General features: G+C 70.4%; 23 protein-coding genes and 1 riboswitch. Of the genes, 10 read left to right on the top strand and 13 right to left on the bottom strand.

The window, feature by feature from the left end; genetic code table 11:
* Positions 1–13: 13 nt before the first annotated feature.
* The 5 genes from ACFV6H_RS13060 to ACFV6H_RS13040 all read right to left on the bottom strand — a co-directional run bounded on the left by ACFV6H_RS13060 (position 14) and on the right by ACFV6H_RS13040 (position 4606).
* Positions 14–1048, bottom strand: coding sequence for a hypothetical protein (locus ACFV6H_RS13060; protein WP_385541182.1), 1035 nt, complete (start codon positions 1046–1048; stop codon positions 14–16).
* Positions 1049–1099: 51 nt separating this feature from the next.
* Positions 1100–2017 (bottom strand): methylenetetrahydrofolate reductase [NAD(P)H], encoded by a 918-nt coding sequence (metF, locus tag ACFV6H_RS13055; RefSeq protein WP_093605075.1) that lies wholly within the window; start codon positions 2015–2017, stop codon positions 1100–1102.
* A 112-nt stretch (positions 2018–2129) separates the two neighbouring features.
* Positions 2130–2804, bottom strand: coding sequence for a thiamine phosphate synthase (thiE, locus tag ACFV6H_RS13050; RefSeq protein ID WP_385541601.1), 675 nt, complete (start codon positions 2802–2804; stop codon positions 2130–2132).
* A gap of 130 nt (positions 2805–2934) precedes the next feature.
* The gene (locus tag ACFV6H_RS13045; protein ID WP_384979885.1) at positions 2935–3300 is read right to left on the bottom strand and encodes an Rv2175c family DNA-binding protein; all 366 of its coding nucleotides are present in this window, start codon (positions 3298–3300) and stop codon (positions 2935–2937) included.
* 142 nt (positions 3301–3442) lie between these two features.
* On the bottom strand, positions 3443–4606 hold the full coding sequence (locus tag ACFV6H_RS13040; protein WP_385541599.1) for an NAD(P)/FAD-dependent oxidoreductase: 1164 nt from the start codon (positions 4604–4606) through the stop codon (positions 3443–3445).
* Positions 4607–4788: 182 nt separating this feature from the next.
* A riboswitch (TPP riboswitch) is annotated at positions 4789–4902 on the top strand.
* Between ACFV6H_RS13040 and thiO the strand changes: the two genes are divergently transcribed.
* The 5 genes from thiO (at position 4900) to ACFV6H_RS13015 (ending at position 10360) form a co-directional block, all read left to right on the top strand.
* Complete coding sequence (thiO, locus tag ACFV6H_RS13035) at positions 4900–6093, top strand: glycine oxidase ThiO (RefSeq protein ID WP_385541179.1); 1194 nt, start codon at positions 4900–4902, stop codon at positions 6091–6093. (Overlaps the previous riboswitch by 3 nt.)
* Entirely contained in the window at positions 6090–6308 is a 219-nt protein-coding gene (gene thiS / locus ACFV6H_RS13030) for a sulfur carrier protein ThiS (protein ID WP_384792685.1), read from the top strand. Before thiO ends, thiS begins: the two co-directional genes overlap by 4 nt.
* A gap of 6 nt (positions 6309–6314) precedes the next feature.
* On the top strand, positions 6315–7112 hold the full coding sequence (locus ACFV6H_RS13025) for a thiazole synthase (protein WP_385541177.1): 798 nt from the start codon (positions 6315–6317) through the stop codon (positions 7110–7112).
* 440 nt (positions 7113–7552) lie between these two features.
* Entirely contained in the window at positions 7553–9463 is a 1911-nt protein-coding gene (gene pknB / locus ACFV6H_RS13020; protein WP_385541175.1) for a Stk1 family PASTA domain-containing Ser/Thr kinase, read from the top strand.
* A 12-nt stretch (positions 9464–9475) separates the two neighbouring features.
* On the top strand, positions 9476–10360 hold the full coding sequence (locus tag ACFV6H_RS13015) for a deoxyribonuclease IV (RefSeq protein ID WP_385541173.1): 885 nt from the start codon (positions 9476–9478) through the stop codon (positions 10358–10360).
* A gap of 61 nt (positions 10361–10421) precedes the next feature.
* Here the strand turns inward: ACFV6H_RS13015 and ACFV6H_RS13010 are convergent, their stop codons facing one another.
* Positions 10422–11054, bottom strand: coding sequence for a sulfite oxidase-like oxidoreductase (locus ACFV6H_RS13010; RefSeq protein WP_385541171.1), 633 nt, complete (start codon positions 11052–11054; stop codon positions 10422–10424).
* A gap of 155 nt (positions 11055–11209) precedes the next feature.
* On the opposite strand from ACFV6H_RS13010, the gene bfr reads away from it, so the two are divergent.
* Entirely contained in the window at positions 11210–11743 is a 534-nt protein-coding gene (bfr, locus tag ACFV6H_RS13005; RefSeq protein ID WP_093602315.1) for a bacterioferritin, read from the top strand.
* Between the two features lie 22 nt (positions 11744–11765).
* Here bfr and ACFV6H_RS13000 read toward each other — a convergent pair whose 3' ends face one another.
* Together ACFV6H_RS13000 and ACFV6H_RS12995 are read right to left on the bottom strand one after the other, a co-directional pair.
* Positions 11766–12065: a bacterioferritin-associated ferredoxin gene (locus ACFV6H_RS13000; RefSeq protein WP_384792701.1), complete on the bottom strand. Its 300-nt coding sequence runs from the start codon at positions 12063–12065 to the stop codon at positions 11766–11768.
* A gap of 186 nt (positions 12066–12251) precedes the next feature.
* Positions 12252–13604, bottom strand: coding sequence for a class II 3-deoxy-7-phosphoheptulonate synthase (locus ACFV6H_RS12995; RefSeq protein WP_384979908.1), 1353 nt, complete (start codon positions 13602–13604; stop codon positions 12252–12254).
* 88 nt (positions 13605–13692) lie between these two features.
* Between ACFV6H_RS12995 and ACFV6H_RS12990 the strand changes: the two genes are divergently transcribed.
* Both ACFV6H_RS12990 and ACFV6H_RS12985 read left to right on the top strand, forming a co-directional pair.
* On the top strand, positions 13693–13791 hold the full coding sequence (locus tag ACFV6H_RS12990) for a trp operon leader peptide (RefSeq protein ID WP_107469211.1): 99 nt from the start codon (positions 13693–13695) through the stop codon (positions 13789–13791).
* A 117-nt stretch (positions 13792–13908) separates the two neighbouring features.
* Positions 13909–15858 (top strand): anthranilate synthase family protein, encoded by a 1950-nt coding sequence (locus ACFV6H_RS12985; RefSeq protein ID WP_385541168.1) that lies wholly within the window; start codon positions 13909–13911, stop codon positions 15856–15858.
* Between the two features lie 602 nt (positions 15859–16460).
* Here the strand turns inward: ACFV6H_RS12985 and ACFV6H_RS12980 are convergent.
* The 4 genes from ACFV6H_RS12980 to ACFV6H_RS12965 all read right to left on the bottom strand — a co-directional run bounded on the left by ACFV6H_RS12980 (position 16461) and on the right by ACFV6H_RS12965 (position 20292).
* Entirely contained in the window at positions 16461–17489 is a 1029-nt protein-coding gene (locus tag ACFV6H_RS12980) for a 6-phosphofructokinase (RefSeq protein WP_385541166.1), read from the bottom strand.
* Between the two features lie 145 nt (positions 17490–17634).
* Positions 17635–18315, bottom strand: coding sequence for a response regulator (locus tag ACFV6H_RS12975; protein WP_385541164.1), 681 nt, complete (start codon positions 18313–18315; stop codon positions 17635–17637).
* The gene (gene macS / locus ACFV6H_RS12970; protein ID WP_385541162.1) at positions 18312–19466 is read right to left on the bottom strand and encodes a MacS family sensor histidine kinase; all 1155 of its coding nucleotides are present in this window, start codon (positions 19464–19466) and stop codon (positions 18312–18314) included. The genes ACFV6H_RS12975 and macS overlap by 4 nt, the downstream gene beginning before the upstream one ends.
* Positions 19467–19578: 112 nt before the next feature.
* Positions 19579–20292: a 1-acyl-sn-glycerol-3-phosphate acyltransferase gene (locus tag ACFV6H_RS12965; RefSeq protein WP_093593646.1), complete on the bottom strand. Its 714-nt coding sequence runs from the start codon at positions 20290–20292 to the stop codon at positions 19579–19581.
* Positions 20293–20441: 149 nt separating this feature from the next.
* On the opposite strand from ACFV6H_RS12965, the gene ACFV6H_RS12960 reads away from it, so the two are divergent.
* Complete coding sequence (locus ACFV6H_RS12960) at positions 20442–21221, top strand: alpha/beta hydrolase (protein WP_385541159.1); 780 nt, start codon at positions 20442–20444, stop codon at positions 21219–21221.
* Positions 21214–21822 carry a hypothetical protein gene (locus ACFV6H_RS12955; RefSeq protein WP_385541157.1) on the top strand — a complete coding sequence of 203 codons (609 nt, stop codon included), beginning with the start codon at positions 21214–21216 and terminating at the stop codon, positions 21820–21822. Before ACFV6H_RS12960 ends, ACFV6H_RS12955 begins: the two co-directional genes overlap by 8 nt.
* 583 nt (positions 21823–22405) lie before the next feature.
* On the opposite strand, the gene ACFV6H_RS12950 is transcribed toward ACFV6H_RS12955, so the two are convergent.
* Positions 22406–23155: an endonuclease/exonuclease/phosphatase family protein gene (locus ACFV6H_RS12950; RefSeq protein WP_385541155.1), complete on the bottom strand. Its 750-nt coding sequence runs from the start codon at positions 23153–23155 to the stop codon at positions 22406–22408.
* Positions 23156–23256 lie beyond the last annotated feature (101 nt).

Here is a 23256-nt window from a genome sequence, read left to right as displayed (position 1 = left end):
ATCCGATGGGCCCTCAGTAGCGGTACTGCTGCTCGTTGTAGTCGGGATCGTAGCCCTGCTGCTGAGGCTGCTGCTGCGGTATCGGCGGAGCCTGCTGCTCGCCCTCGCGCTGCTGCGGAACCCAGACACCGCCGGGCGGAGTCTCGGCGCCGTACTGCTGCTGGCCGCCGTACGGGTCGGCGTACTGCTGCTGGCCGCCGAAGCTGTCGTACGAGCCGTACTGCTGACCGCCGTTGGCCGGATCGGCGTACGGGTCGGAGTAGCCGGTGTACTGCTGCTGGCCGTTTCCGTAGTCGTACTGCTGCCCGTAGACGTCCTGGCCGACGTAGCTCTCCTGGCTCGCGTAGGTGTGTTCGCCCGAGTGGCCCGGGTGGTAGGCGTCCTGGCCGGTGTAGGCGTCCTGGTTCGCATAGGCGCCGTGGGCCGCGTAACCGCCCTGCCCCTGATAGCCGCCCTGGTCGGCCGTCGGCTGGTAGCCGGGATACGCCTCGTATCCGCCGCTGCCCCATCCGCTCGCGTCGGACTGCTGCGGATGGGCCTGCTGCTGTGCGTCATGGGCCGGCGCGTCGTAGTCGTTGTAGACGCCGTACTGCCCGGTGTCGTCGGGCATCGGCTCCGGTTCGTAGACCGGCTTGGGATCGTAGAGCGCGGTGGTCTCCGCGGGCCCGGCCACCGACTGGTACGCCAGATCCGGCACCTCCAGATCGGAAACTTCGAGATCCGAGACCTCCAGCGACGGTTCGCGCTCGGCGTCCGGGCCGCCGGTGTCCTTCCGGCGGCGGCTGGCCCCCGGACTGCCGCCTATCGCCCAGCCGGTGGAGAAGCCACGGCGGAAGGAGAGCGTCACATAGGTCTGACCGACCGCGAACGCGACCGCGCCCAGTGCGATGACCAGGACGGAGGGCAGCAGCACACCGAGAACCACACCCATGAACCCGCTGAAGGCGAGCAGTCGCCAGCGCAGTCGCGCCTTGTACTGGAGCAGCACCTCGCCCAGCAGCCACAACGCCACGATGCCGAATGCGATGTAGAGGACCGTCCAGCCCATGCCCGCCCCTCTCCTGCGGCCACCAGCCCGGGACAGGGCGGGTACGACCGGTCACGACTGCTCGTGCAGTCCGAGATTCTCGTAGATTTCGAGCGTTGCGGTGGAGTTGTTGAGGGTGATGAAGTGCAAGCCGGGAACACCCTCGGAGAGCAGCTCCGCGCAGAACTCCGTCGCGAACTCGATGCCAATGGAGCGTACAGCGGCGGGATCGTCCTTGACGGAGAGGATCCGCTCTTTCAGTTCGGCCGGGAAGACCGCGGTGCTGAGCTGCGGCAGCCGCTCCAGCATCCGGACGCTGGTGACCGGCATGATCTCGGGAATGATCGGTGTCGCGCAACCGGCTGCGCCGACCCGGTCGCGCAGCCGCAGATATCCGTCCGGTTCGAAGAACATCTGCGTGATCGCGTAGTCGGCGCCCGCGCGGCACTTGTCCACGAAGTGTCTGGTGTCGGTCTCCCAGTCGGACGAGCGCGGATGCATCTCCGGGAAGGCCGCCACTCCGACACAGAAGTCGCCGGACTCCTTGATGAGCCTGACCAGTTCGGCGGCGTAGCGGACACCGTCCGGGTGCTTGACCCACTCGCCCATGGGATCGCCGGGCGGATCGCCCCGTACGGCGAGGATGTTGCGGATCCCGGCGTCGGCGTACTGCCCGACCATATTGCGCAGTTCGGCGACGGACTGGCCGACGGCCGTGAGATGCGCGACCGGCGTGAGTGTGGTGTCGGAGGCGATGCGCTCCGTGGCCTTGACCGTGCCCGCCCGGGTGGAGCCGCCCGCGCCATAGGTCACGGAGACAAAGCTGGGCGCCACCGCTTCGACCCGGCGCAGCGCGTTCCAGAGATTGCGCTCGCCCTTCTCGGTCTTGGGCGCCCAGAACTCGAACGAGAACGATGTCTTGCCGGTCGCGAGCAGATCACGCACGGTCAGTGCGTGATCTGATCTGGTCGAAGCTGTGCCGGAGGCCATAGGGGCAGGTTATCGAGGGCGTGGCGGTCCCCCAACCGGACGGGGGTATTTGCCCGGATTTACGGTTGCGTCACACGGCCCGTCCGTCGCGTCACACGGCCCGTCGATCGCGTCACACGGCCCGTTCCCGTACGCGCTTGGCCAGGCCGGCCGTCGCCGCGGCCGGATCGTCGGCCTCGGTGATCGCCCGTACGACGACGATCCGGCGGGCACCGGCGTCCAGCACCTGGTCGAGATTGGCCGCGTCGATACCGCCGATCGCGAACCACGGCCGGTCCGTGCCCAGCGCGGCGGCATGGCGCACCAGAGCGAGCCCGGGCGCATGACGGCCCGGTTTGGTCGGAGTGGGCCAGCACGGGCCCGTACAGAAGTAGTCCACGCCCGGCTCGACGGCGGCGGCGTCCACCTCGGCCTCGGCATGGGTGGAACGGCCGATCAGCGGGATGTCCCCGAGGATCGCGCGGGCCGCGGGAACGGGCAGATCGCCCTGTCCCAGATGCAGTACGTCGGAGCCGACGGCATGCGCCACATCCGCGCGGTCGTTCACGGCGAGCAGCGCGCCATGACGGCGGCAGGCGTCCGCGAAGACCTGGAGGTGCTCCAGCTCCTCGGCCGCCTCCATGCCCTTGTCCCGCAGCTGCACGATGTCCACACCGGACGCGAGCACGGCGTCCAGGAACTCGGGAAGATCTCCCTGCCGCCTGCGTGCGTCCGTGCAGAGATAGAGCCGGGCGTCGGAGAGCGACGCACGGGCCCCGGGCACGGCAGACACACAGGCCCCTGGCATGGTCCCTGACATGGCATCGGGCATGGCCTCGGGCATGGGAAGTCCCCCCGTCGGGTCGGCGGTGTGCGGAGGTGCCGGGACCGCCACGCGGTCATGAAGGCACCGCCGCACACCGCGAATGGTGAGTGGATCAGACGGCGAGCGCCTGGGCCCGGCGCTTCACCTCCGTGCCGCGATTCTCGCTGAGCGCCTGTGCGGGCGTGCCCGGCAGGGTCGGGTCGGAAGTGAAGAGCCATTCGAGCATCTCTTCGTCGGTGAAGCCGTCGTCCCTCAGCAGCGTCAGGGTCCCGGCGAGGCCCTTGACGACCTTGCCGCCGTCGAGGAAGGCGGCGGGCACCTGGAGTGTCCTGTTCTCACCGCGGCGCACGGCGATGAGCTGCCCTTCCTTCACCAGCTGCCGCACGCGCGTCACCTCGACATCGAGGGCTTCCGCGATGTCGGGCAGGTGAAGCCAGGCGGGGACGAGAGCATCGATCTTTGCGTCAATCTCGGTCACACGACAAGCGTGCCATCCCGGACTGACAGACGCCACGAACCAAGTCCGCCCGGAGCAGCCCCGAGCAGCCACCACGCACGGCACGGAGCGCGTCACGGAGCACGGCACGGAGCGCGTCGCGATACCTCAGAGACACGAAACCTCAGAGAACGGCCTTGCGCAGCGGTACCGCGGGATCGGCGGCCCGCGCCCGGTCCAGCCGCGCGCCCGCCTCCATCAGCTTGCGGCCCTGCGCCAGATCGCGCGGCCTGCCGACGGCGAGCAGGGCCCTCAGCGCGCCGTCCCGCAGCCACACCACCGACCAGGCGGCGTCCGCCGGATCGCCGCGCCACACCAGGGTGTCCTCCGCCGTGTGATGGCCCGCGTACTGGACGAACCGGCCGAACTGCTCCGACCAGAAGTACGGCACGGGATCGTAGAGCTGCTCGCTCTCGCCGACGGCCTGGGCGGCGACCGTACGAGGGCCCTGGAGCGCGTTGTCCCAGTGGTGCACGAGCAGCCGCTCGCCGTAACGGGCGGACGGGAAGGACGCGCAGTCGCCGACCGCGTAGACATCGGGCAGGGACGTCGCCAGCCGCTCGTCCGCGACGATCGCGCCGTCCGGGCCCAGCGCGATACCGGAGCCGGTCAGCCAGTCCGTCGAGGGTCGCGCGCCTATGCCCACGACCACCGCGTCGGCGGACAGCCGCCGGCCGTCCGCGAGGAGCACCGCGCCCGGCTCGACACCGGCCACCCGTACACCGGTCAGCAGCGCGGCGCCGCTCTCCGCGTACCACCGCGCCATCGGTGCGGCGACCTCGGCCGGCAGGGCGCCCGGCAGCGGCCGGTCCGCCGCCTCCACGACCGTCACGGCACACCCGGCCTCGCGCGCGGCGGTGGTGAACTCCGCGCCGATCCATCCGGCGCCGACGACCACGATCCGGTCCCGCCGGCCGAGCACGGGCCGCAGCGCCTCGGCGTCGTCCAGGGTGCGCAGCAGATGGACGCCCGGCACGGCCACGGCGCCGGGCAGTCCGACCGGCTCCGCGCCGGTCGCGAGGACCAGTACGCCGTACGGGACGGGCCCGGCCGCGGTGTCGACCTCCCGCGCGTCCGGGCGCAGTCCGGTGACCTCGACGCCGAGTCTCAGCCGGACGGAGAGTGCCTCGAAGTCGATGTCGAAGGCCGAGCCGTCCGCCGTGCCCAGCAGGACCGCCTTGGAGAGCGGAGGCCGGTCGTACGGCGGATGAGGTTCCGCGCCGATCAGGGTGACCGGGCCCTCGTAGCCCTTCTCCCGCAGGGCCACGGCGGTCTGCACGCCCGCCATGCCCGCACCGACGATGACGACGCCCGGCCGTTCCCGCTGTCTCTGCGACTGCTCGTGTCTGCGCTGCTCGCTCACCCGATCACCTTAAGCAGCGGACGGACCGCAGGCGGAGGACCGTTCCGGCTCCCGCCCCGCCAGGACGGCCTTACCGCACGGCGGGCCGCGCGTTACGCTGGCCGTCGACACTACCTCGCGGGAGTCCGGACGCACCGGGCTGAGAGGGAGGCTGAAGCGGCCTCCGACCGTACGAACCTGATCCGGGTCATGCCGGCGAAGGGAGGGGCTGGACGCCCATGCAGTCGTCCCAGGAGAAGACCGCTTCCGATGTCCTGGTCATCGGCGGCGGAATCATCGGACTGGTCACGGCCTGGCGGGCCGCGCAGCACGGGCTGCGTACCGCCGTCGTCGATCCCGGTCCCGGCGGAGGCGCCGCGCGGGTCGCGGCGGGCATGCTCGCCGCCGTCACCGAACTCCACCACGGCGAACAGCTTCTGCTCGGGCTCAATCTCGCCTCGGCGGAGCGCTATCCGGAGTTCGTGGCCGAGCTGGAGGAGGCGAGCGGCCAGGAGACCGGCTACCGCGCCTGCGGCACGCTCGCCGTCGCCCTCGACACCGACGACCGCGCCGAGCTGCGCGAACTGCACGCCCTTCAGCAGCGCTCGGGCCTGACGTCCGAGTGGCTCACAGGACGCGAGTGCCGGCGTCTCGAACCGATGCTCGCGCCGGGCGTACGCGGCGGTCTGCGCGTGGACGGCGACCACCAGATCGATCCACGCCGGCTCGCCTCCGCCCTGCTCACCGCCTGTGAACGGGCCGGAGTGGTCTTCCACCGCGCCTGGGCCGAGCGGCTCTCCGTCGTACGGGACCGGGCCGCCGGTGCCGTACTGGACGACGGGCGCGCGCTCACCGCGGACCAGGTGGTACTGGCGGCCGGCAGTCTGAGCGGACGGCTGGCGGGCGTCCCTGACGAAGTCCTGCCGCCGGTACGGCCCGTCAAGGGCCAGGTCCTGCGGCTGACGGTGCCTCGTCCGTACGCGCCGTTCCTGTCCAGGACGGTACGGGCCGTGGTGCGCGGCAGCCAGGTGTATCTGGTGCCGCGCGAGAACGGCGAGCTGGTCGTCGGCGCCACCAGCGAGGAGCTGGGCTGGGACACCACGGTCACGGCGGGCGGAGTGTACGAGCTGCTGCGGGACGCGCACGAACTGGTTCCCGGCATCACCGAACTGCCGCTCACCGAGACCCGCGCGGGACTGCGTCCGGGCTCGCCTGACAACGCGCCGCTGCTGGGACCGACCGCGCTGCCGGGGCTGAGTCTCGCGACCGGGCACTACCGCAACGGCGTGCTGCTCACACCGGTCACCGGCGACGCGCTGGCCGCGGTGCTGACCACCGGCGAACTCCCGGACGTGGCGCGCCCGTTCACTCCGCGCCGCTTCACCTCCGTACCGCAGGACCTCACCTCCGTACCGCGGGAGCTGACCGTATGAGCACCTCTGTCCGTGTGACCGTCTCCGTGAACGGCGAGGCCCGCGATCTCGCCTCCGGCACCACCCTCGACATCCTGGTCGCCTCCCTCACTCCCGCGCCCTCGGGTGTCGCCGCCGCCGTCAACGAGACGGTGGTGCCGCGCGGCCACTGGTCCGGCACGGTGCTCGGCGACGGCGACCGGGTGGAAGTCCTCACCGCGGTCCAGGGAGGCTGAGCCGCCATGGCCGACGACCGGCTCACCATCGGCTCCACCGTCCTCAACTCACGGCTGATCATGGGCACGGGCGGAGCGCCCAGCCTGGACGTACTGGAACGCTGTCTGCGCGCCTCGGGCACGGAACTCACCACCGTCGCGATGCGTCGCCTCGATCCCACGGTCCAGGGCTCGGTCCTCTCCGTACTCGACTCCCTGGGCATCCGCGCCCTGCCCAACACGGCGGGCTGCTTCACGGCGGGCGAGGCGGTCCTGACCGCCAGGCTGGCGCGCGAGGCGCTCGGTACGGAGTGGATCAAGCTGGAGGTGGTCGCGGACGAGCGGACGCTGCTGCCCGACCCGATCGAACTGCTGGACGCGGCCGAGATCTTGGTCGACGACGGCTTCACGGTGCTGCCGTACACCAACGACGATCCCGTGCTCGCCAGAAAGCTGGAGGACGTGGGCTGCGCCGCGATCATGCCGCTGGGCTCGCCGATCGGCTCCGGCCTCGGGATCCGCAACCCGCACAACTTCGAGCTCATCGTGGAGCGGGCGGGCGTACCGGTGATCCTGGACGCGGGCGCGGGCACCGCGTCGGACGCGGCGCTGGCGATGGAGCTGGGGTGCGCGGCGGTGATGCTGGCGTCGGCGGTGACGCGGGCGCGGGAGCCGGTGCTGATGGCGGAGGCGATGCGGCACGCGGTGGAGGCGGGCCGGCTGGCGCGCCGGGCGGGCCGAATCCCTCGCCGCCACTTCGCGACGGCGTCGTCGCCAACGGACGGGTTGCCGTCCCTGGACCCGGAACGCCCGGCGTTCACGTAGCGGGCGCGCGCCGGGTCCGTCCGGCCGGCCGTTTCGTCCTCAATCGCCGGACGGGCTTGATTTTCCGGCCTGCGGCCGGGGCGCGATGGGGCGGGCCCCTACCGTCTGGGAACCCGGCACGGGGGTCGCCGGTTCCGTCCTCAAACGCCGGACGGGCTGGATATGCGGGCCCGGACAGAGTGGAAACCCGGCGTGCGGCGGGAGGGGGTCGGGGTCGCAGGAGGTGCGTGTCCGGACACTAAAGCGTGATTTGTGCCGCACACCGGCCCGCACGCGGCGTACGGGGGTCCGGGGGTGTCCCCCGGGAAAACACAGCATGCCGTCCGGACATGTACCTCCGGAGGCCCCGACACCCGCACCCACCACCCACCGCACCCCGCGCCGCAGGCGCGCAAGGCGCACACCGCGCCCGCCAGAACCCGCACCGTAGACTCAGGTTCGTGGATACGACCCTTCACGATCCCATCGTCGGGCAGGTGCTCGACGGGCGTTATCGCGTTGACGCGCGGATCGCCGTCGGTGGCATGGCCACGGTGTACCGGGCCGTCGACACCCGGCTGGACCGGGTTCTGGCGCTCAAGGTGATGCATCCGGCGCTCGCCGCCGACGTCGCCTTCGTGGAGCGGTTCATCCGTGAGGCCAAGTCGGTGGCCCGGCTGGCGCATCCCAATGTGGTCGCGGTCTTCGACCAGGGCGCGCAGGGCGCGTATGTCTATCTGGCGATGGAGTACGTCGCGGGCTGCACACTGCGCGATGTGCTGCGTGAGCGCGGCGCGCTTCAGCCGCGGGCCGCGCTGGACATCCTGGAGCCCGTGCTCGCCGCGCTCGGCGCGGCCCACCGGGCCGGGTTCGTCCACCGGGACATGAAGCCGGAGAACGTGCTGATCGGGGAGGACGGCCGGGTCAAGGTCGCGGACTTCGGGCTCGTACGGGCCGTAGGAGATGTCACCAATACGACCGGGACCGTGCTCGGCACCGTGTCGTATCTCGCGCCCGAACAGATCGAGTACGGCACGTCCGACACCCGGGTCGATGTGTACGCCTGCGGCGTCGTCCTCCACGAGATGCTGACCGGTGCCAAGCCGCACGGCGGGGTCACTCCCGCGCAGGTGCTCTACCGGCATCTGAACGAGGACGTGCCCGCGCCGTCGGCCGCCGTTCCCGGGCTCGCCGCCGAGCTGGACGAGCTGGTCGCGGCGGCCACCGCCCGGGATCCGGAGCGGCGGCCCGACGACGCGGTGGCGCTGCTCGCCAGGGCCCGTGTGGCGCGCGCCGCGCTCAGTGACGCGCAGCTCGACGCCGTACCACCCAGGGCCAGGGCCACCGCGGTGACGGGCGCCGAGAACCGTACGGCGGTGATTCCGCGCCGTGTCCTTCCCGCCGAGGAGCAGATCCATCACACCAGCCGGCTGGAGATGCCTCCCCCCGGCCCGCCGCCGACCGGCCCGCGCCGGCGCGTGGCCGTGCCGCGCAGAGGCATCGTGGCGGCGGTCGTCGCCGTACTGCTGGTGCTCGGTGTCGGCGCGGGTGTCTGGTACATCAATTCCGGTCAGTTCACCCGCGTTCCCTCGCTGCTCGGCCAGAGCGAGCAGGAGGCCAGGAAGCGGCTCGCCGACGCGGGACTCGACGCGAAGGTCACCAAGGACTTCAGCGAGACCGTCGAGCGCGGCACGGTCATCAGCAGCGATCCCGGGCCTCGTACGCGTATCCGCGGTGACGGCCCGGTGACGCTCGTCATCTCGCGCGGCCCGGAGATCGTGCAGGTTCCCGATGTGACGGGCGTGCCGTTGGCCGAGGCGAGGCGCGCGCTGAAGCAGGCCGGTCTGGCCGCCGGGATCGTCACCCGGGAGTTCGACGAGCAGACCGCCCAGGGCGCCGTGGTGAGTTCGTCGCCCGTGGCCGGGACCGATGTACGGCCCGATTCCGGCGTCGCGCTCGTCGTGAGCAAGGGCATTCCGGTCGATATGCCCGATGTGACCGGCGAGTCCGTGTCCGAGGCCACCACCGAGCTGGAGCAGGCGGGACTCAAGGTCAGGATCGCCGCCGTACAGGTGAACTCTCCCGAGGACGAGGGCACCGTCGCCCGGCAGTCCGCGGCGGAGGGCTCACAGCTCGCTCGTGGTGACACCGTCACACTGACGGTGTCCAAGGGCCCGCGGCTGGTCTCCGTACCGGATGTCGTCGGCGAGACGACGGACAGGGCCAGAAGCCTGCTGGAGGCGGCGGGATTCGTGGTCGAGATCGACCGCGGCTTCCCGTTCCTGGGCAACACCGTGGCCGAGCAGTCCGTCGACGGCGGCGACGAGGCTCCCGAGGGCAGCACCATCACCATCAAGACCGAAGGGCTCTAGCCCCTGTCCACCATGCGCCTGCCCACCCTGCGCCTGCCCACCCTGCGCAACCCTGTCGGCAGCCATGTCCCCGTGGCCGGCGGCCTCGCCGCGACCGGTCTGACGTACGCGCGTGAGCTGGACGCCGAGACCGTTCAGGTCTTTGTCGCCAATCCGCGCGGCTGGGCGACGCCCATCGGGAATCCGGCGCAGGACGAGCGGTTCCGCGCGGAGTGCGCGGCCGAGGGAATCACGGCGTATGTGCACGCTCCGTATCTGATCAACTTCGGCTCGCACACCGAGGCGACCGCCGAGCAGTCGGTGGCGTCCCTGCGGCACAGCCTGCGCAGAGGCCGGGAGATCGGCGCGCTGGGCGTCGTGGTGCATACGGGCTCGGCGACCGGCGGCCGTACCCGCGAGGTGGCGCTCGCGCAGGTACGGGAGCGGATGCTGCCGCTGCTGGACGAGCTGACCCATGACGACGATCCGTTCCTGCTGCTGGAGTCCACGGCCGGGCAGGGCTTCTCGATCTGTTCGCGGACCTGGGACTTCGGCCCGTACTTCGAGGCGCTCGACTCGCATCCCAAGCTGGGCATCTGTCTGGACACCTGCCATGTCTTCGCGGCCGGGCACGATCTCGCGGGACCGCACGGTATGCGGCAGACACTGGATCTGCTGGTGGACACGGTCGGCGAGGGCCGGCTCAAGCTGATCCACGCCAATGACTCCAAGGATGTCGTCGGCGCGCACAAGGACCGGCACGTCAATATCGGCGCAGGGCAGATCGGCGAGGAGCCGTTCGGTGAGCTGTTCTCGCATCCGGCGACCGAGAACGTACCGCTGGTGATCGAGACACCGGGCGGCAAGGAAGGGCAGGCGGCGGACATACGGCTGCTGAAGAAGCTGCGCGACCGCTGATCCGAAGCCGGACGGACCGGACCGGACGGGCCAGCCGGCCAGACCTGCCGACCCGGACCGGCTACAGCTCCGGACCGTCGCCCGGCAGCTCCTGGTAGGAGTAGCGCTGTTCGCCCCACGGATCGCCGACATTGTGATAGCCGCGCTCCTCCCAGAAGCCACGGCGGTCGGCGGTCATGTACTCCACGCCCCGGACCCACTTGGGTCCCTTCCAGGCGTACAGATGCGGAACGACGAGCCGGACCGGAAAACCGTGTTCGGCGGTGAGCAGCTCACCGTCCTTGTGGGTGGCGAAGATCGTACGGTCGGACACGAAGTCGGCGAGCCGCAGATTGGAGCTGTAGCCGTACTCCGCCCAGACCATCACATGGGTCACGGCCGACGCGGGCGGCGCCAGATCCAGGAGCGTACGGGCGGGCACACCGCCCCATTCGGCTCCCACCATGCTGAACTTCGTCACACAGTGCAGATCCGCGACGACGGTGGAGAACGGCAGCGCCGAGAACTCGTCGTGGTTCCAGCAGCGCTTGTCACCGTCCGCGGTGGCGCCGAAGACCCGGAATTCCCAGCGGTCCGGCTTGAACCGCGGTACGGGTCCGTAATGGGTCACCGGCCAGCCGCGCTGCAAGCGCTGCCCCGGTGGTAGCTCGGCCTGCTCCGGCTCTCGATACTCCCGGCTCTCCGGCTGACCCATGCCTTCCATGGTGACAGACGGGGAAGGGTGGTCATGACCAGGTCGGGACCGATTCGGGCAATTCCTGCTAAGCATGTACTTACTGGACGGATCCTGGCCTCGGTGTCAGGATGCGCGCATTCTGCCCCGTCACCCGCCAGGAAGGAGTCTCTGCGATGCAGGGCGATCCCGAGGTCATCGAGTTCCTCAATGAGCAGCTCACCGGCGAACTGACCGCGATCAACCAGTACTTTCTGCACGCGAAGATGCAGGAGAACTTCGGCTGGACGAAGCTCGCGAAGTACACCCGGGCCGAGTCGTTCGACGAGATGAGGCATGCCGAACTGCTCACCGACCGGATTCTCTTCCTGGAGGCCCTGCCCAACTACCAGCGGCTCTTCCATGTACGGGTGGGCCAGACCGTGACGGAGATGTTCCGGGCCGACCGCGAGGTCGAGGTGGAGGCGATCGACCGGCTCAAGCGCGGGATCGAGGTCATGCGGGCCAAGGGGGACCACACATCGAAGAGGATCTTCGAATCGATCCTGGCGGACGAGGAGCACCACATCGACTATCTCGACACCCAGCTCGATCTGGTCGAGAAGCTGGGCGAGGCGCTCTATATCGCGCAGGTGATCGAGCAGCCGGACGGCGACCAGGACAGCCGATGGGACCACACGGACAGCTCAGGCTCGGGCGATCGGCACTAGGCTCAGCCCTGAGCAGCCTTGCCTAGGCGGCCTTGCGCAAGGCCGCCGGGACCGGGACAGAGGCCATGGATACGGGCGTGGCCTCCAGGGCCTCCAGGGCCGCCGGTTCGGCGAGCGCGGGAGCACGTCCGTCGAGCAGTTCACGGCGCGGGCAGCCGCCGCGTCCGAGGATCGACTGGATACGGCGTACGCAGGAGCCGCAGTCGGTGCCCGCCTTGCTGGCCGACGCGATCTGGCGAGGAGTGCACGCACCGGCGTCCGCGTGTGCCTTCACCTCTGTCTCGGTGATGCCGAAGCAGGAGCAGACGTACACGCGGTTCACCTCCCGGGCGGGTTCATCGATCGGGCCACCCCGCCAGTCGGTGAGGTGAACCTAACCTTAGCTGTCGCCCTCGGCCCGCAAAAGCCCGAAAAGCACCGATGGGGCGCGGATCACATCGATCCACGCCCCACCGTGTCGTACGCCTCACTGAAAGTGCCCGGCCGGCCCTACTGGTCGCGGTCGGCCCTACTGGTCGCGGTACATCTCGGCGACGAGGAAGGCCAGGTCGAGGGACTGGCTGCGGTTGAGGCGCGGGTCGCAGGCCGTCTCGTAGCGCTGATGCAGATCGTCCACGAAGATCTCGTCGCCGCCGCCGACGCACTCGGTGACATCGTCACCGGTCAGCTCGACATGGATACCGCCCGGATGCGTGCCCAGGCCCTTGTGGACCTCGAAGAAGCCCTTCACCTCGTCCAGCACATCATCAAAACGCCGGGTCTTGTGTCCGGAGGCCGCCTCGAAGGTGTTGCCGTGCATCGGATCCGTCACCCACGCCACCACCGCACCCGACGCGGTCACCTTCTCCACCAGCTCGGGCAGCTTGTCCCTCACCTTGTCCGCACCCATCCGCACGATGAAGGTCAGCCGGCCCGGCTCACGCTCGGGATCCAGCCGGTCGACATAGGTGAGCGCCTCGTCCACCGTCGTCGTCGGACCGAGCTTGATCCCGATGGGATTGTTGATCCTCGACGCGAACTCGATATGCGCACCGTCCAGTTGACGCGTCCGCTCACCGATCCACACCATGTGCCCGGACACGTCGTACAGCCCGCCCGTACGCGAGTCGACCCGCGTCAGCGCCGACTCGTAGTCCAGCAGCAGCGCCTCGTGCGAGGAGTAGAACTCGACCGTACGGAACTCCGCCGGATCGGTGCCCGCCGCCTTCATGAAGTTCAGCGCGTTGTCGATCTCCCGCGCCAGCTGCTCGTAACGCTGCCCCGACGGCGACGACTTGACGAAGTCCTGATTCCAGGCATGCACCTGACGCAGATCCGCGTAACCGCCCGTGGTGAAGGCGCGTACGAGATTGAGCGTCGCCGCCGACGCGTGGTACATCCGCTTCAGCCGCTCCGGATCCGGGATCCGGGCCTTCTCGTCGAAGTCGAAGCCGTTCACCGAGTCACCACGGTACGTCGGCAGCGTCACACCGTCCCGCGTCTCGGTGCTCTTGGAACGCGGCTTCGAGTACTGCCCGGCGATCCGGCCGACCTTCACCACCGGCACCGAAGCGGCGTAGGTGAGGACGGCGCCCATCTGAAGCAGCGTCTTCAGCTTGTTACGGATCTGATCCGCCGAGACCGCGTCGAAGGCCTCCGCACAGTCACCGCCCTGAAGCAGAAACGCCTCGCCCTTGGCGACGGCGCCCAGCCGCGCACGCAACTGGTCGCACTCGCCCGCGAAGACCAGCGGCGGATAGCTCTCCAGCTCCGCCACGACCCCACGCAGGGCGTCCCGGTCCGGATACTCCGGCTGCTGCGCAGCGGGAAGGTCTCTCCAGGACGGCTCATAGGTCGCGGGATTCTCAGCGTTCACTGTCACGCGCCCAAGATTACGTGGTCGGGCGCTGTCGCACGGGCGGCTCTCAGAGTATGGAACATGAACCTTGCGCTCCCGGCGCCCGCGGCGGATGCGTCCCGGCGCTCTCGGCGGATGCGCTATGGTGCCGGTCATGTTCGCGCTTTCGAATCAGACCTGGTGGTGGACCGCTCGTCCGGCGGCCCACTGATTCAGCGCGCACCACGAATCGCGAAGGCCGCCCGAGGGGCGGCCTTCAGTCTTGTCCGGGCCGACGGCGGGCCCGGGAAGAAGCGGCCGTTCCTCCTCTCCGGAAGGAACACCGCAGATGCCCCGCACTCCGCTCGACCGTCCTCACCGTCCGCTCGACCGTCCCGGTCATCCACTTGACCGTCCCGGTCATCCGCTCGACCGGCTGTCGCACGACGACGGCCCGCCCTTCGCCCTGCTGCGCCGCCGCACTCCGGGCCGCGACCACGACACCGTGGAGCTGCTGATCGGATCCGTGCACGAGGCCGCCCGGCTCGCGGATCTCCCGGCCGGTGACGGGATCTCGCTGGCCCTGGTGCCGTTCCGGCAGATCAGGGAGCGCGGCTTCGACGTACGGGACGACGGGACGCCACTGTCCGTGCTGGTGGCGGACGAAACGTACGAACTGCCGCTCGCCGAGGTGCTCGACCGGCTGCCCGCCCATGAGGTACGCGTCGAGGACGGCGCGTTCGATCTTGACGACGAGCGGTACGCGGAGATCGTCCGGCAGGTGATCGAGGACGAGATCGGCCGTGGCGAGGGAGCGAACTCCGTCGTCCGGCGCACCTTCGAGGGCCGGATCCCGGGCTTCTCCAGGGCCGACGCGCTCGCCCTCTTCCGGCGGCTGCTCGCCGGTGAGCGAGGCGCGTACTGGACCTTTGCCGTCCACACCGGCGAGCGCACGCTCGTCGGGGCCAGTCCCGAGGTCCATGTCCGGATGAGCGGCGGGACGGTCGTGATGAATCCGATCAGCGGGACCTTCCGCTATCCGCCCGAGGGCCCGTCGCCGGAGGCACTGCTGGACTTCCTCGCCGACCGCAAGGAGACCGAGGAGCTCTCCATGGTCGTGGACGAGGAGCTGAAGATGATGTGCACCGTCGGCGACCGTGGCGGTGTCGTGATCGGTCCTCGGCTCAAGGAGATGGCGCATCTCGCGCACACCGAGTACGAACTGCGCGGGCGGTCCTCGCTCGATGTGCGCGAGGTGCTCAGGGAGACGATGTTCGCGGCGACGGTCACCGGCTCGCCGGTGCAGAACGCCTGCCGTGTCATCGAACGCCATGAGTCCGGCGGGCGCGGCTACTACGGCGGCGCGCTCGCGCTCATCGGGCGGGACGCGGGCGGCGCGCAGACTCTCGACTCGCCCATCGTGATCCGTACCGCCGACATCGACCGCGACGGCGGGCTGCGGGTGCCGGTCGGCGCGACGCTCGTACGGCACTCCCGTCCGGAGGGCGAGGTCGCCGAGACGCACGCCAAGGCGGCGGCTGTGCTGGCGGCCCTCGGCGTACGTCCGGGCCGGCCGCGCGCCGAGTCCGGGCGGCCACAGCTCGCCGACGACCCGCGAGTACGGGCGGCGCTGGACGCGCGGCGCGCGGATCTCGCGCCGTTCTGGCTGCGGATGCGGACCGGTCCGGCGACGCTCAGCGGGCACGCGCTGGTCGTGGACGGCGAGGACACATTCACGGCGATGCTCGCGTATCTGCTGCGGTCGGCGGGCCTGGAGGTGACGGTACGGCGCTACGACGAGCCGGACCTGCGGAAGGCCGCGCTCGCACACGGCGGCCCGGTCGTACTGGGCCCCGGCCCCGGCGACCCGTCGGACCTCGCCGACCCGAAGATGCGGCTGCTGCGCGGACTTGCGGCGCAACTCCTCCGCGAGCGGCGGCACGGGCTGCTCGGCGTCTGCCTCGGGCATGAGCTGATCGCGTCGGAACTGGGCCTGGAGACGGTACGCAAGCGCGTCCCGTACCAGGGCGCGCAGACCCGGATCGATCTCTTCGGGCGCCCGGAGACGGTCGGCTTCTACAACAGCTTCACGGCGCACTGCGACGACGAGACGGCGGAGGAACTGGGCGCCCACGGCGTGGAGGTGAGCCGCGACGCGAGCGGAGAGGTGCACGCGCTGAGAGGCGCCGGGTTCGCGTCGGTGCAGTTCCACCCGGAGTCGGTGCTGACGTTGAATGGGCGGGCGGTTGTGGGGGAGCTGCTGGGGCACGCGATGCGGGTGGGGGTGCGGGGGGTGTAAGCCTCCCGGCGGGGGGCCGGTGCCGTTGTCCTCAATCGCCGGACGGGCTTGTTTTTCCGGCCTGCGGCCGGTGGCGCGGCTGGGCCGGCCCTTGCCGGACGGGCATCCGATGACGGGGTTGGCGGTTCCGTCCTCAATCGCCGGACGGGCTGGGTTTTGCCGGCCGGGGTGCGGTGCGCGCCTGCGGCGCGGGGGCCGGTGCGGTGGTGGGTGCGGGTGTCGGGGCACTCCGGAGGTACATGTCCGGACGGCATGATTTACGCCGCGTGCGGACCGGCTGTCGGGTACAGGCTTCGTGTGCGGCACAAATCACGCTTTAGTGTCCGGACACGCACCTCCTCCGACCCCGCCCCCCTCCCGCCGCACGCCCTCCGCAGCTCGTGCCGGGCACCCACCCAGCCCGTCCGGCGATTGAGGACGGAACGGCCGGCCCCGGCTCCGGGTGCCCGCTCGGTAGGGTCCAGCTCCTTGCCGTACTCCGGCCGCAGGCCGCATATCCAGCCCGTCCGGCGATTGAGGACGGAACGGCCAGCCCCGGCTCCGGGCTCCCACTCGGTAGGGGCCCGCCCCATCGCGCCCCGGCCGCAGGCCGGAAAAATCAGCTAGCCGAAGAAGACCCCCGCCTCCGCGTACAACGCCGGCTCCACCGTTTTGAGTTGCGCCGTCGCCTCCGACATCGGGACCCGTATGATGTCCGTCCCCCGCAGCGCCACCATTCGGCCGAAGTCTCCGTCCCGCACCGCCTCGATCGCGTGCAGGCCGAAGCGCGTGGCCAGCCAGCGGTCGAAGGCGCTCGGGGTGCCGCCGCGCTGGACGTGGCCGAGGACCGTGGTTCGGGCCTCCTTGCCCGTGCGGCGTTCGATCTCCTTGGCCAGCCATTCGCCGACGCCCGACAGCCGGACATGGCCGAAGGAGTCCAGCGTGCCGTCCTTGAGGACGAGGTCGCCGTCCTTGGGCATCGCGCCCTCCGCGACCACCACGATCGGCGCGTACGAGGCCTTGAAGCGCGAGGTCACCCAGGCGCAGACCTGGTCGACGTCGAAGCGCTGCTCGGGGATCAGTATGACGTTCGCGCCGCCGGCGAGGCCCGAGTGCAGGGCTATCCAGCCCGCGTGACGGCCCATCACCTCGCAGACCAGGACGCGCATATGGGATTCGGCGGTGGTGTGCAGCCGGTCGATGGCCTCGGTGGCGATACCGACCGCGGTGTCGAAGCCGAAGGTGTAGTCGGTGGCGGAGAGGTCGTTGTCGATCGTCTTGGGCACTCCGACGCAGGAGACGCCGAACTCGTCGGAGAGCCGTGCCGCGACGCCGAGCGTGTCCTCGCCGCCGATCACGATGAGCGCGTCGACCTGGTGCGCGGCGAGGTTCTCCCTGATCCGGCGGACACCGTCCTCGGCCTTGAGCGGATTGGTGCGCGAGGAGCCGAGGATGGTGCCGCCGCGCGGCAGGATGCCGCGTACCGCGGGGATGTCGAGCCGTACGGTGTCGCCCTCGAGCGGCCCGCGCCAGCCGTCCCTGAATCCGGTGAACTCATAGCCGTACTCCTGAACGCCCTTGCGCACGATGGCGCGGATGACCGCGTTCAGCCCGGGGCAGTCGCCGCCCCCGGTCAGCACTCCGACTCGCATGGAAAACACTTCCCTTCGCCGTCGGTGGGGCACCCGGGCCACAGGCAGAGTGACTCAGGTCACTCCGGCATGGTGCGCAGGAGGGATTGGGTTCCACCAGAGGGCGGACGGAGATGGTTGTACGGATCTGTCCCGGACGGAGCGGTCAGGCGTCGTCGAGGCCGCGCTCGATCGCGTAACGGACCAGCTCGACGCGGTTGTGCAGCTGGAGCTTGCCGAGGGTGTTCTGCACATGGTTCTGGACGGTGCGGTGCGAGATGACGAGGCGTTCGGCGATCTGTTTGTACGAGAGTCCCTTGGCGACCAGCCGCAGTACCTCGGTCTCGCGCTCGGTCAGCCTGGGCGCTCCCTGCTCGTCCGAGGCGGCGGGCGCGGGCTCCGAGGCGAGTCTGCGGTATTCGCCCAGCACCAGGCCCGCGAGTCCGGGAGTGAAGACCGGATCGCCCGCGGCCGTGCGGCGTACGGCGCCGATCAGCTCTTCCGTACTGGCCGACTTGAGCAGATAGCCGGTGGCGCCGGACTTCACCGCCTCCAGGACATCGGCGTGCTCGCCGCTCGCGGAGAGCACCAGCACGCGGAGTCCGGGAAGGGAGCCGACCAGCTCCTTGCAGACCTGAACTCCCGGCATACCAGGGAGATTGAGGTCCAGGACGAGCACGCGCGGAGTGGTCGCCGTGGCGCGGCGTACCGCCTGCGGGCCGTCGCCGGCGGTCGCGACCACCTCGAAGCCGGCCGCCTCCAGATCGCGGGCGACGGCGTCCCGCCACATCGGATGGTCGTCGACGACCATCACCCTGACCGTCTCCGCCTCGTGCCGCTCGCTCATCGCTCCGCCTTCCCCCGTACCCGTGGAACTCTCAACTCGACTTCCGTGCCCTGTCCCGGCATCGAGACCAGCTCGGCGCTGCCGCCCAACTCCCGTAGCCGGCCGCGGATCGAGAGGGCCACACCGAGCCGTCCCTCGACCTCGGCCTGGGCGAGTCTGCCGTCCGGGATGCCCGGGCCGTCGTCCCTGACGGTCACGATCACCTCGTCCGGCCAGTCCTCGACCAGGATCCAGGCGCGGGCGTCCGGGCCCGCGTGCTCGCGGACATTGTCCAGGGCCGCGCCGACCGCCGCCGCCAGTTCGCCGGCCGCCGTGGGCTCCAGCAGGACGGGCGCGCCCGGCTCGGCGAAGGTGACCTTCGGGCCGGTGTACGGCGCGAGCAGCGAGCGCAGATCACAAGGGCCGGAATCGGCGGGCGCCGGCGTGGATTCCGTGGAGGTACGGACGGTGGGCACGAGTCCGCTGGAGACCAGCGTGCGCAGGGCGATCTCCTGCTCGCCCGCCAGCCGGCCCAGCTCCGCGGCCTCGCCGCCGATCGCCGTACCGCGCCGCTGCACCATCGCCAGCACCTGGAGCACGCTGTCATGGATGTCCCGGGCCAGCCGTTCGCGTTCACGGGTCGCGGCCTCGATCTCCAGGGCGCGGGCGAGAGTGCGTTCGGAGGCGCGGGCGACCTCCACGACATATCCGATGGCGATGGAGGCGACCCAGACGAGCAGCACATTGTGGAGGGTGTCCCGGCTGGGATGGGCGCGTTCCACGAGGTTGGCCGCGGCGACGAAGGAGGAGGCGACGGCGGCCCAGCGCCAGCCGCCCTTGATCGCGAAGGCGAGGACCGAGCCCGCGGTCCATATCGACGGCAGCGTAGGGCCGTCGACGCTCTGGGCGTGTACGTCGGCGAGCGGCGTGAGCAGGATGCCGGTGAGGGCGACGGTGAGATCGGCGACCAGGAAGCGCTTGGTGCAGTTCACCGCGTTCGCCACTCTGGGCAGCGTGACGATCGTCCAGACGGCCAGGAACGCGAGGAACGCCTCGGCCACCCAAGGGCGTTCGAACCGGTCGCGTTCGAAGAAGAAGATCAGTACCGCGTAGACCATGGTGAGCGGCCGGTAGGCGGTCAGCGCCCGCCAGAGCGGCTGCTCGACCGACATACGTCTGTCCTTCTGCGGTCCGCCGCGCCTCCAGGGCGCCGTGAACCCGTACCGACGGTCGATCGGTCCCTCCCCCATCGTGGATCCGGTCGTGGATCCCGCTCCTCGTGGATCACTCGCCGCCGGTTCCCGCCGCCTTTGCCTCTTCGGCGAGTTGGCGCTTGGCCGCCGTCGCGTAGATGTCGACATACTCCTGGCCGGACAGCTTCATGATCTCGTACATGACCTCGTCGGTCACCGAGCGCAGGATGAAGCGGTCGCCCTCCATGCCCTGGTAGCGGCTGAAGTCCAGCGGCTTGCCGATCCTTATGCCCGGGCGCATCAGCTTGGGCACCACCTTGCCGGGCGGCTGGATCTTCTCGGTGTCGATCATGGCGACCGGGATGACGGGCGCGCCGGACGCCAGTGCCACGCGCGCCAGACCACCGGGCTTGCCACGGTAGAGCCGGCCGTCGGGCGAGCGGGTGCCCTCCGGGTAGATACCGAAGAGTTCACCGCGCTCCAGGACCTTGATCCCGCTCTGGATCGCGGCCTCGCCCGCGCCGCGTCCGCCCGAGCGGTCCACCGGGAGCTGTCCGACGCCCTTGAAGAAGGCGGCGGTCAGCCTGCCCTTGAGACCGGGCGAGTTGAAGTACTCGGCCTTGGCGATAAAAGTCACCTTGCGGTCGAGCACGGCCGGCAGGAAGAACGAGTCGGAGAAGGAGAGATGGTTGCTGGCGAGGATCGCGGGGCCCTCGGCGGGAACGTTCTCAAGACCCTCCACCCAGGGCCTGAAGGCAAGCTTCAGGGAGCCTCCGATGGAGAACTTCATCGCACCGTAGATCAACTCGAATGCCTCCTGTGTGCTGTCGGACAGACCATAACGCGTGGGCGGCGCGTGCTCTCCTTCATGGAGGGCGGGCGGATCTGGTCGGTGTCGGTCCGGTCGCGTACGGTGAAGTACACCTTCCCGAGCCTCACGAACAGGAGACCCCGGTGCCGGTCCTTCCTGGAGCCGAGCCGTACCGCCATGAGGGCGGCGAGGTCGGCGTCCTTCTCTGTCACGGATTCACCGGTTCCCCGCAGTCGTTGCGTCCCTGGGCCGAGTATCTGGCCGAGCGCGGTCTCACCGTGTCCCTGCCGCTGCTCCCGGGACACGGCACCCGCTGGCAGGACATGCAGCTCACCGGCTGGCAGGACTGGTACGCGGAGGTGGACCGGGCGCTGGGCGAGCTGCTCCAGCGGTGCCGCCAGGTCTTCGTCCTCGGACTGTCGATGGGCGGGACGCTGGCGCTGCGGCTCGCGGCCAAGCACGGCCCGGCGGTCGACGGGATCGTCGTGGTCAACCCGGCGATCAAGATGCATGGAGCGGCTGCCCATGTCCTGCCGGTCGTCCGCCATCTCGTGCCGACGGCCAAGGGACTGACGAGCGATATCGCCAAGGAGGGTGTGAAGGAGCTGGGTTACGACCGGGTGCCGCTGCACGCCGCGTACTCGCTGCGGAAGTTCTTCGGTCTGGTGGACGGCGCGCTGCCTCAGGTGACGCAGCCGTTGCTGCTGCTGCACAGTCCGCAGGACCATGTCGTACCACCGGCCGACTCGGCCAGGATCCTCGGCCGGGTCTCTTCACGGGATGTCCGTGAGGTCCTGCTGGAACAGAGCTACCACGTGGCGACGTTGGACCATGACGCGGAGCGGATTTTCGAGGAGAGTCTCGCGTTCATCGGCCGCCTCGCTCCGATTGCCGGGCAGAAGGGGAGCACCAGCGGTGGCTGAGCATGACGCGGACCGGGAGCCGCAGCCGATCGACGAGGACGCGGCCTGGGCGGCGATCGTCGCCGGGTACGGGGAGGAGCCGGCGGATCCGCCGGGCGCCAAGCCGTTCAAGTCGGTGGACGATCTGGCGGTGCTGGAGGGCGAGAAGAACAGCCTCGGGCCGGGCGCGGGCGCGGGCCCAGGCTCGGGAGCCGAGCCGGAGGCGGTGCCTTCTCCGGCGCCGGAGAAGGACGGCGACGAGAGCAAGCCCACGCTGGGCGGCTCGGTCGTCTTCGCGCCCGGCGTCGGCGGTTCCGGACCGCGCGACTACGAGGTGCCGGAGGCCCGCGAGGAGGACTTCGACGACGGCGACGAGGGCCACTTCGTACCGCCGGAGCCACCACCGCTGCCCGAGGCCGACGTAACGGCCAAGTTCGCCTGGCTGGCGGTGATCGGCGGCCCGGTGCTGATGCTGGTCGCGGTCCTGCTCCAGTGGGACATGACCTGGTGGCTGACGACGCTCTGCATCGGCGGCTTCCTGGGCGGCTTCGCGACGCTGGTGGCACGGATGAAACACGACGACGAAGAAAACGACGACCCGGGCCGCGGAGCGGTGGTCTAACGTTCCGCCTCGCCGCCTCCCGGCGTGGGCGGTGCGCGCCTGTCGGCGCGGAAGCCCGGCGCCGGGCGGGCGGTTCCGTCCTCAAACGCCGGACGGGCTGGGTTTTCCGGCCTGCGGCCGACGCACGGCAAGGAGCCAGCCCCTACCGAGCGGGCACCCAGCACCGGGGCGGGCTGTTCCGTCCTCAAACGCCGGACGGGCTGGATTTTGGCCCCACCGTCTGGGAGCCCGGCACCGGGGCGGGCCGTTCCGTCCTCAAACGCCGGACGGGCTTGGTAGGTGCCCGGCACGAGCCGCAGCCGGGCAACCGGCGGGAGGGGGTCGGGGTCGGAGGAGGTGCGTGTCCGGACACTAAAGCGTGATTTGTGCCGCACACCGACCCGCACACAACAACACAACCCGCACGCGGCGTAAATCATGCCGTCCGGACATGTACCTCCGGAGGCCCCGACACCCGCACCACCCACCGCACCGGCCCCCGCGCCGGGAGGCGAACCGCGCCACAGGCGCGCATGAACGGCAGCGGGCACGACCCGCACACAACACGCGGCCCGAGCCGAAACGGCCCCCGCACCACGGCCCCCTAAGCCGGCAGGCGCACCGCGGCGAGGACCGGGAGGTGGTCCGTGGCCGTCCTCAGGTCCGTCTCGGTCACGCCCGGCAGGCCCCGTGGCACCCCGCACCCCAGAATCTCGACGCCCTCGGTCGCGAAGATCGCGTCGATGCGCTGATGCGGGCGCTCCGGAGTGGAGGTGTACTCGTCGCCCCATGGCTTCGCAGTCCAGCAGTCCTGGAGCTCCCCGGCCAGCAGCCGGAAACTCCGGCCGTCGGGCGGGTCGTTGAGGTCACCGGCGGCGATCACGTTCGGTACGTCCATGGTCTCGACGCGGTCGAGCAGCATCCGCGCCTGTGCGTACCGCTCGCCCGGCTCCAGGCTGAGGTGGCAGCTCAGCAGCCCGACTCGGGCGCGGCCGATCCGTACGACGGCCGTGGCGAAGCCGCGCCGGTGCAGGCCGGGAGTGAGCGGCAGCAGGATGTCCTCGGTCCGCTCGACCGTGGCGCGCAGCGAGCAGAGCAGTAGTGGCCCGGCCGCGGTGGCGCCGCCGCTCAGCACCACGAGACCGGTCCGCGCGGCCAGCCAGGCGGCGCGCTTGCGCCAGCGGAAGAATCTCGGCGCTTCCTGGATGAAGACCAGATCGGGCGCACAGGCCCGGATCACCCGGACCAGCGCCTCACGGTCGTCACGCATCGACCGGACGTTGTAACTGAGCACCCGGACCACGGCCGAACCGTCCGGCTCGGTAAGGGAGTCGGGCAACGGGGACATCGCCATGCCCACAAGATACGGGAGTCCGTCCGACGGCTCTTGGTCGGCACCGCGCCCGCCGTACCCACGTCGGGTGCGGCGGGCGCGTAGGTCCATGCGCGGAAGCG

Origin of the sequence: Streptomyces sp. NPDC059743 (assembly GCF_042732975.1) — a bacterium.
In the GTDB taxonomy this organism is placed as follows: Bacteria; Actinomycetota; Actinomycetes; order Streptomycetales; family Streptomycetaceae; genus Streptomyces.
This window is presented reverse-complemented; position numbering and strand designations above follow the sequence as displayed.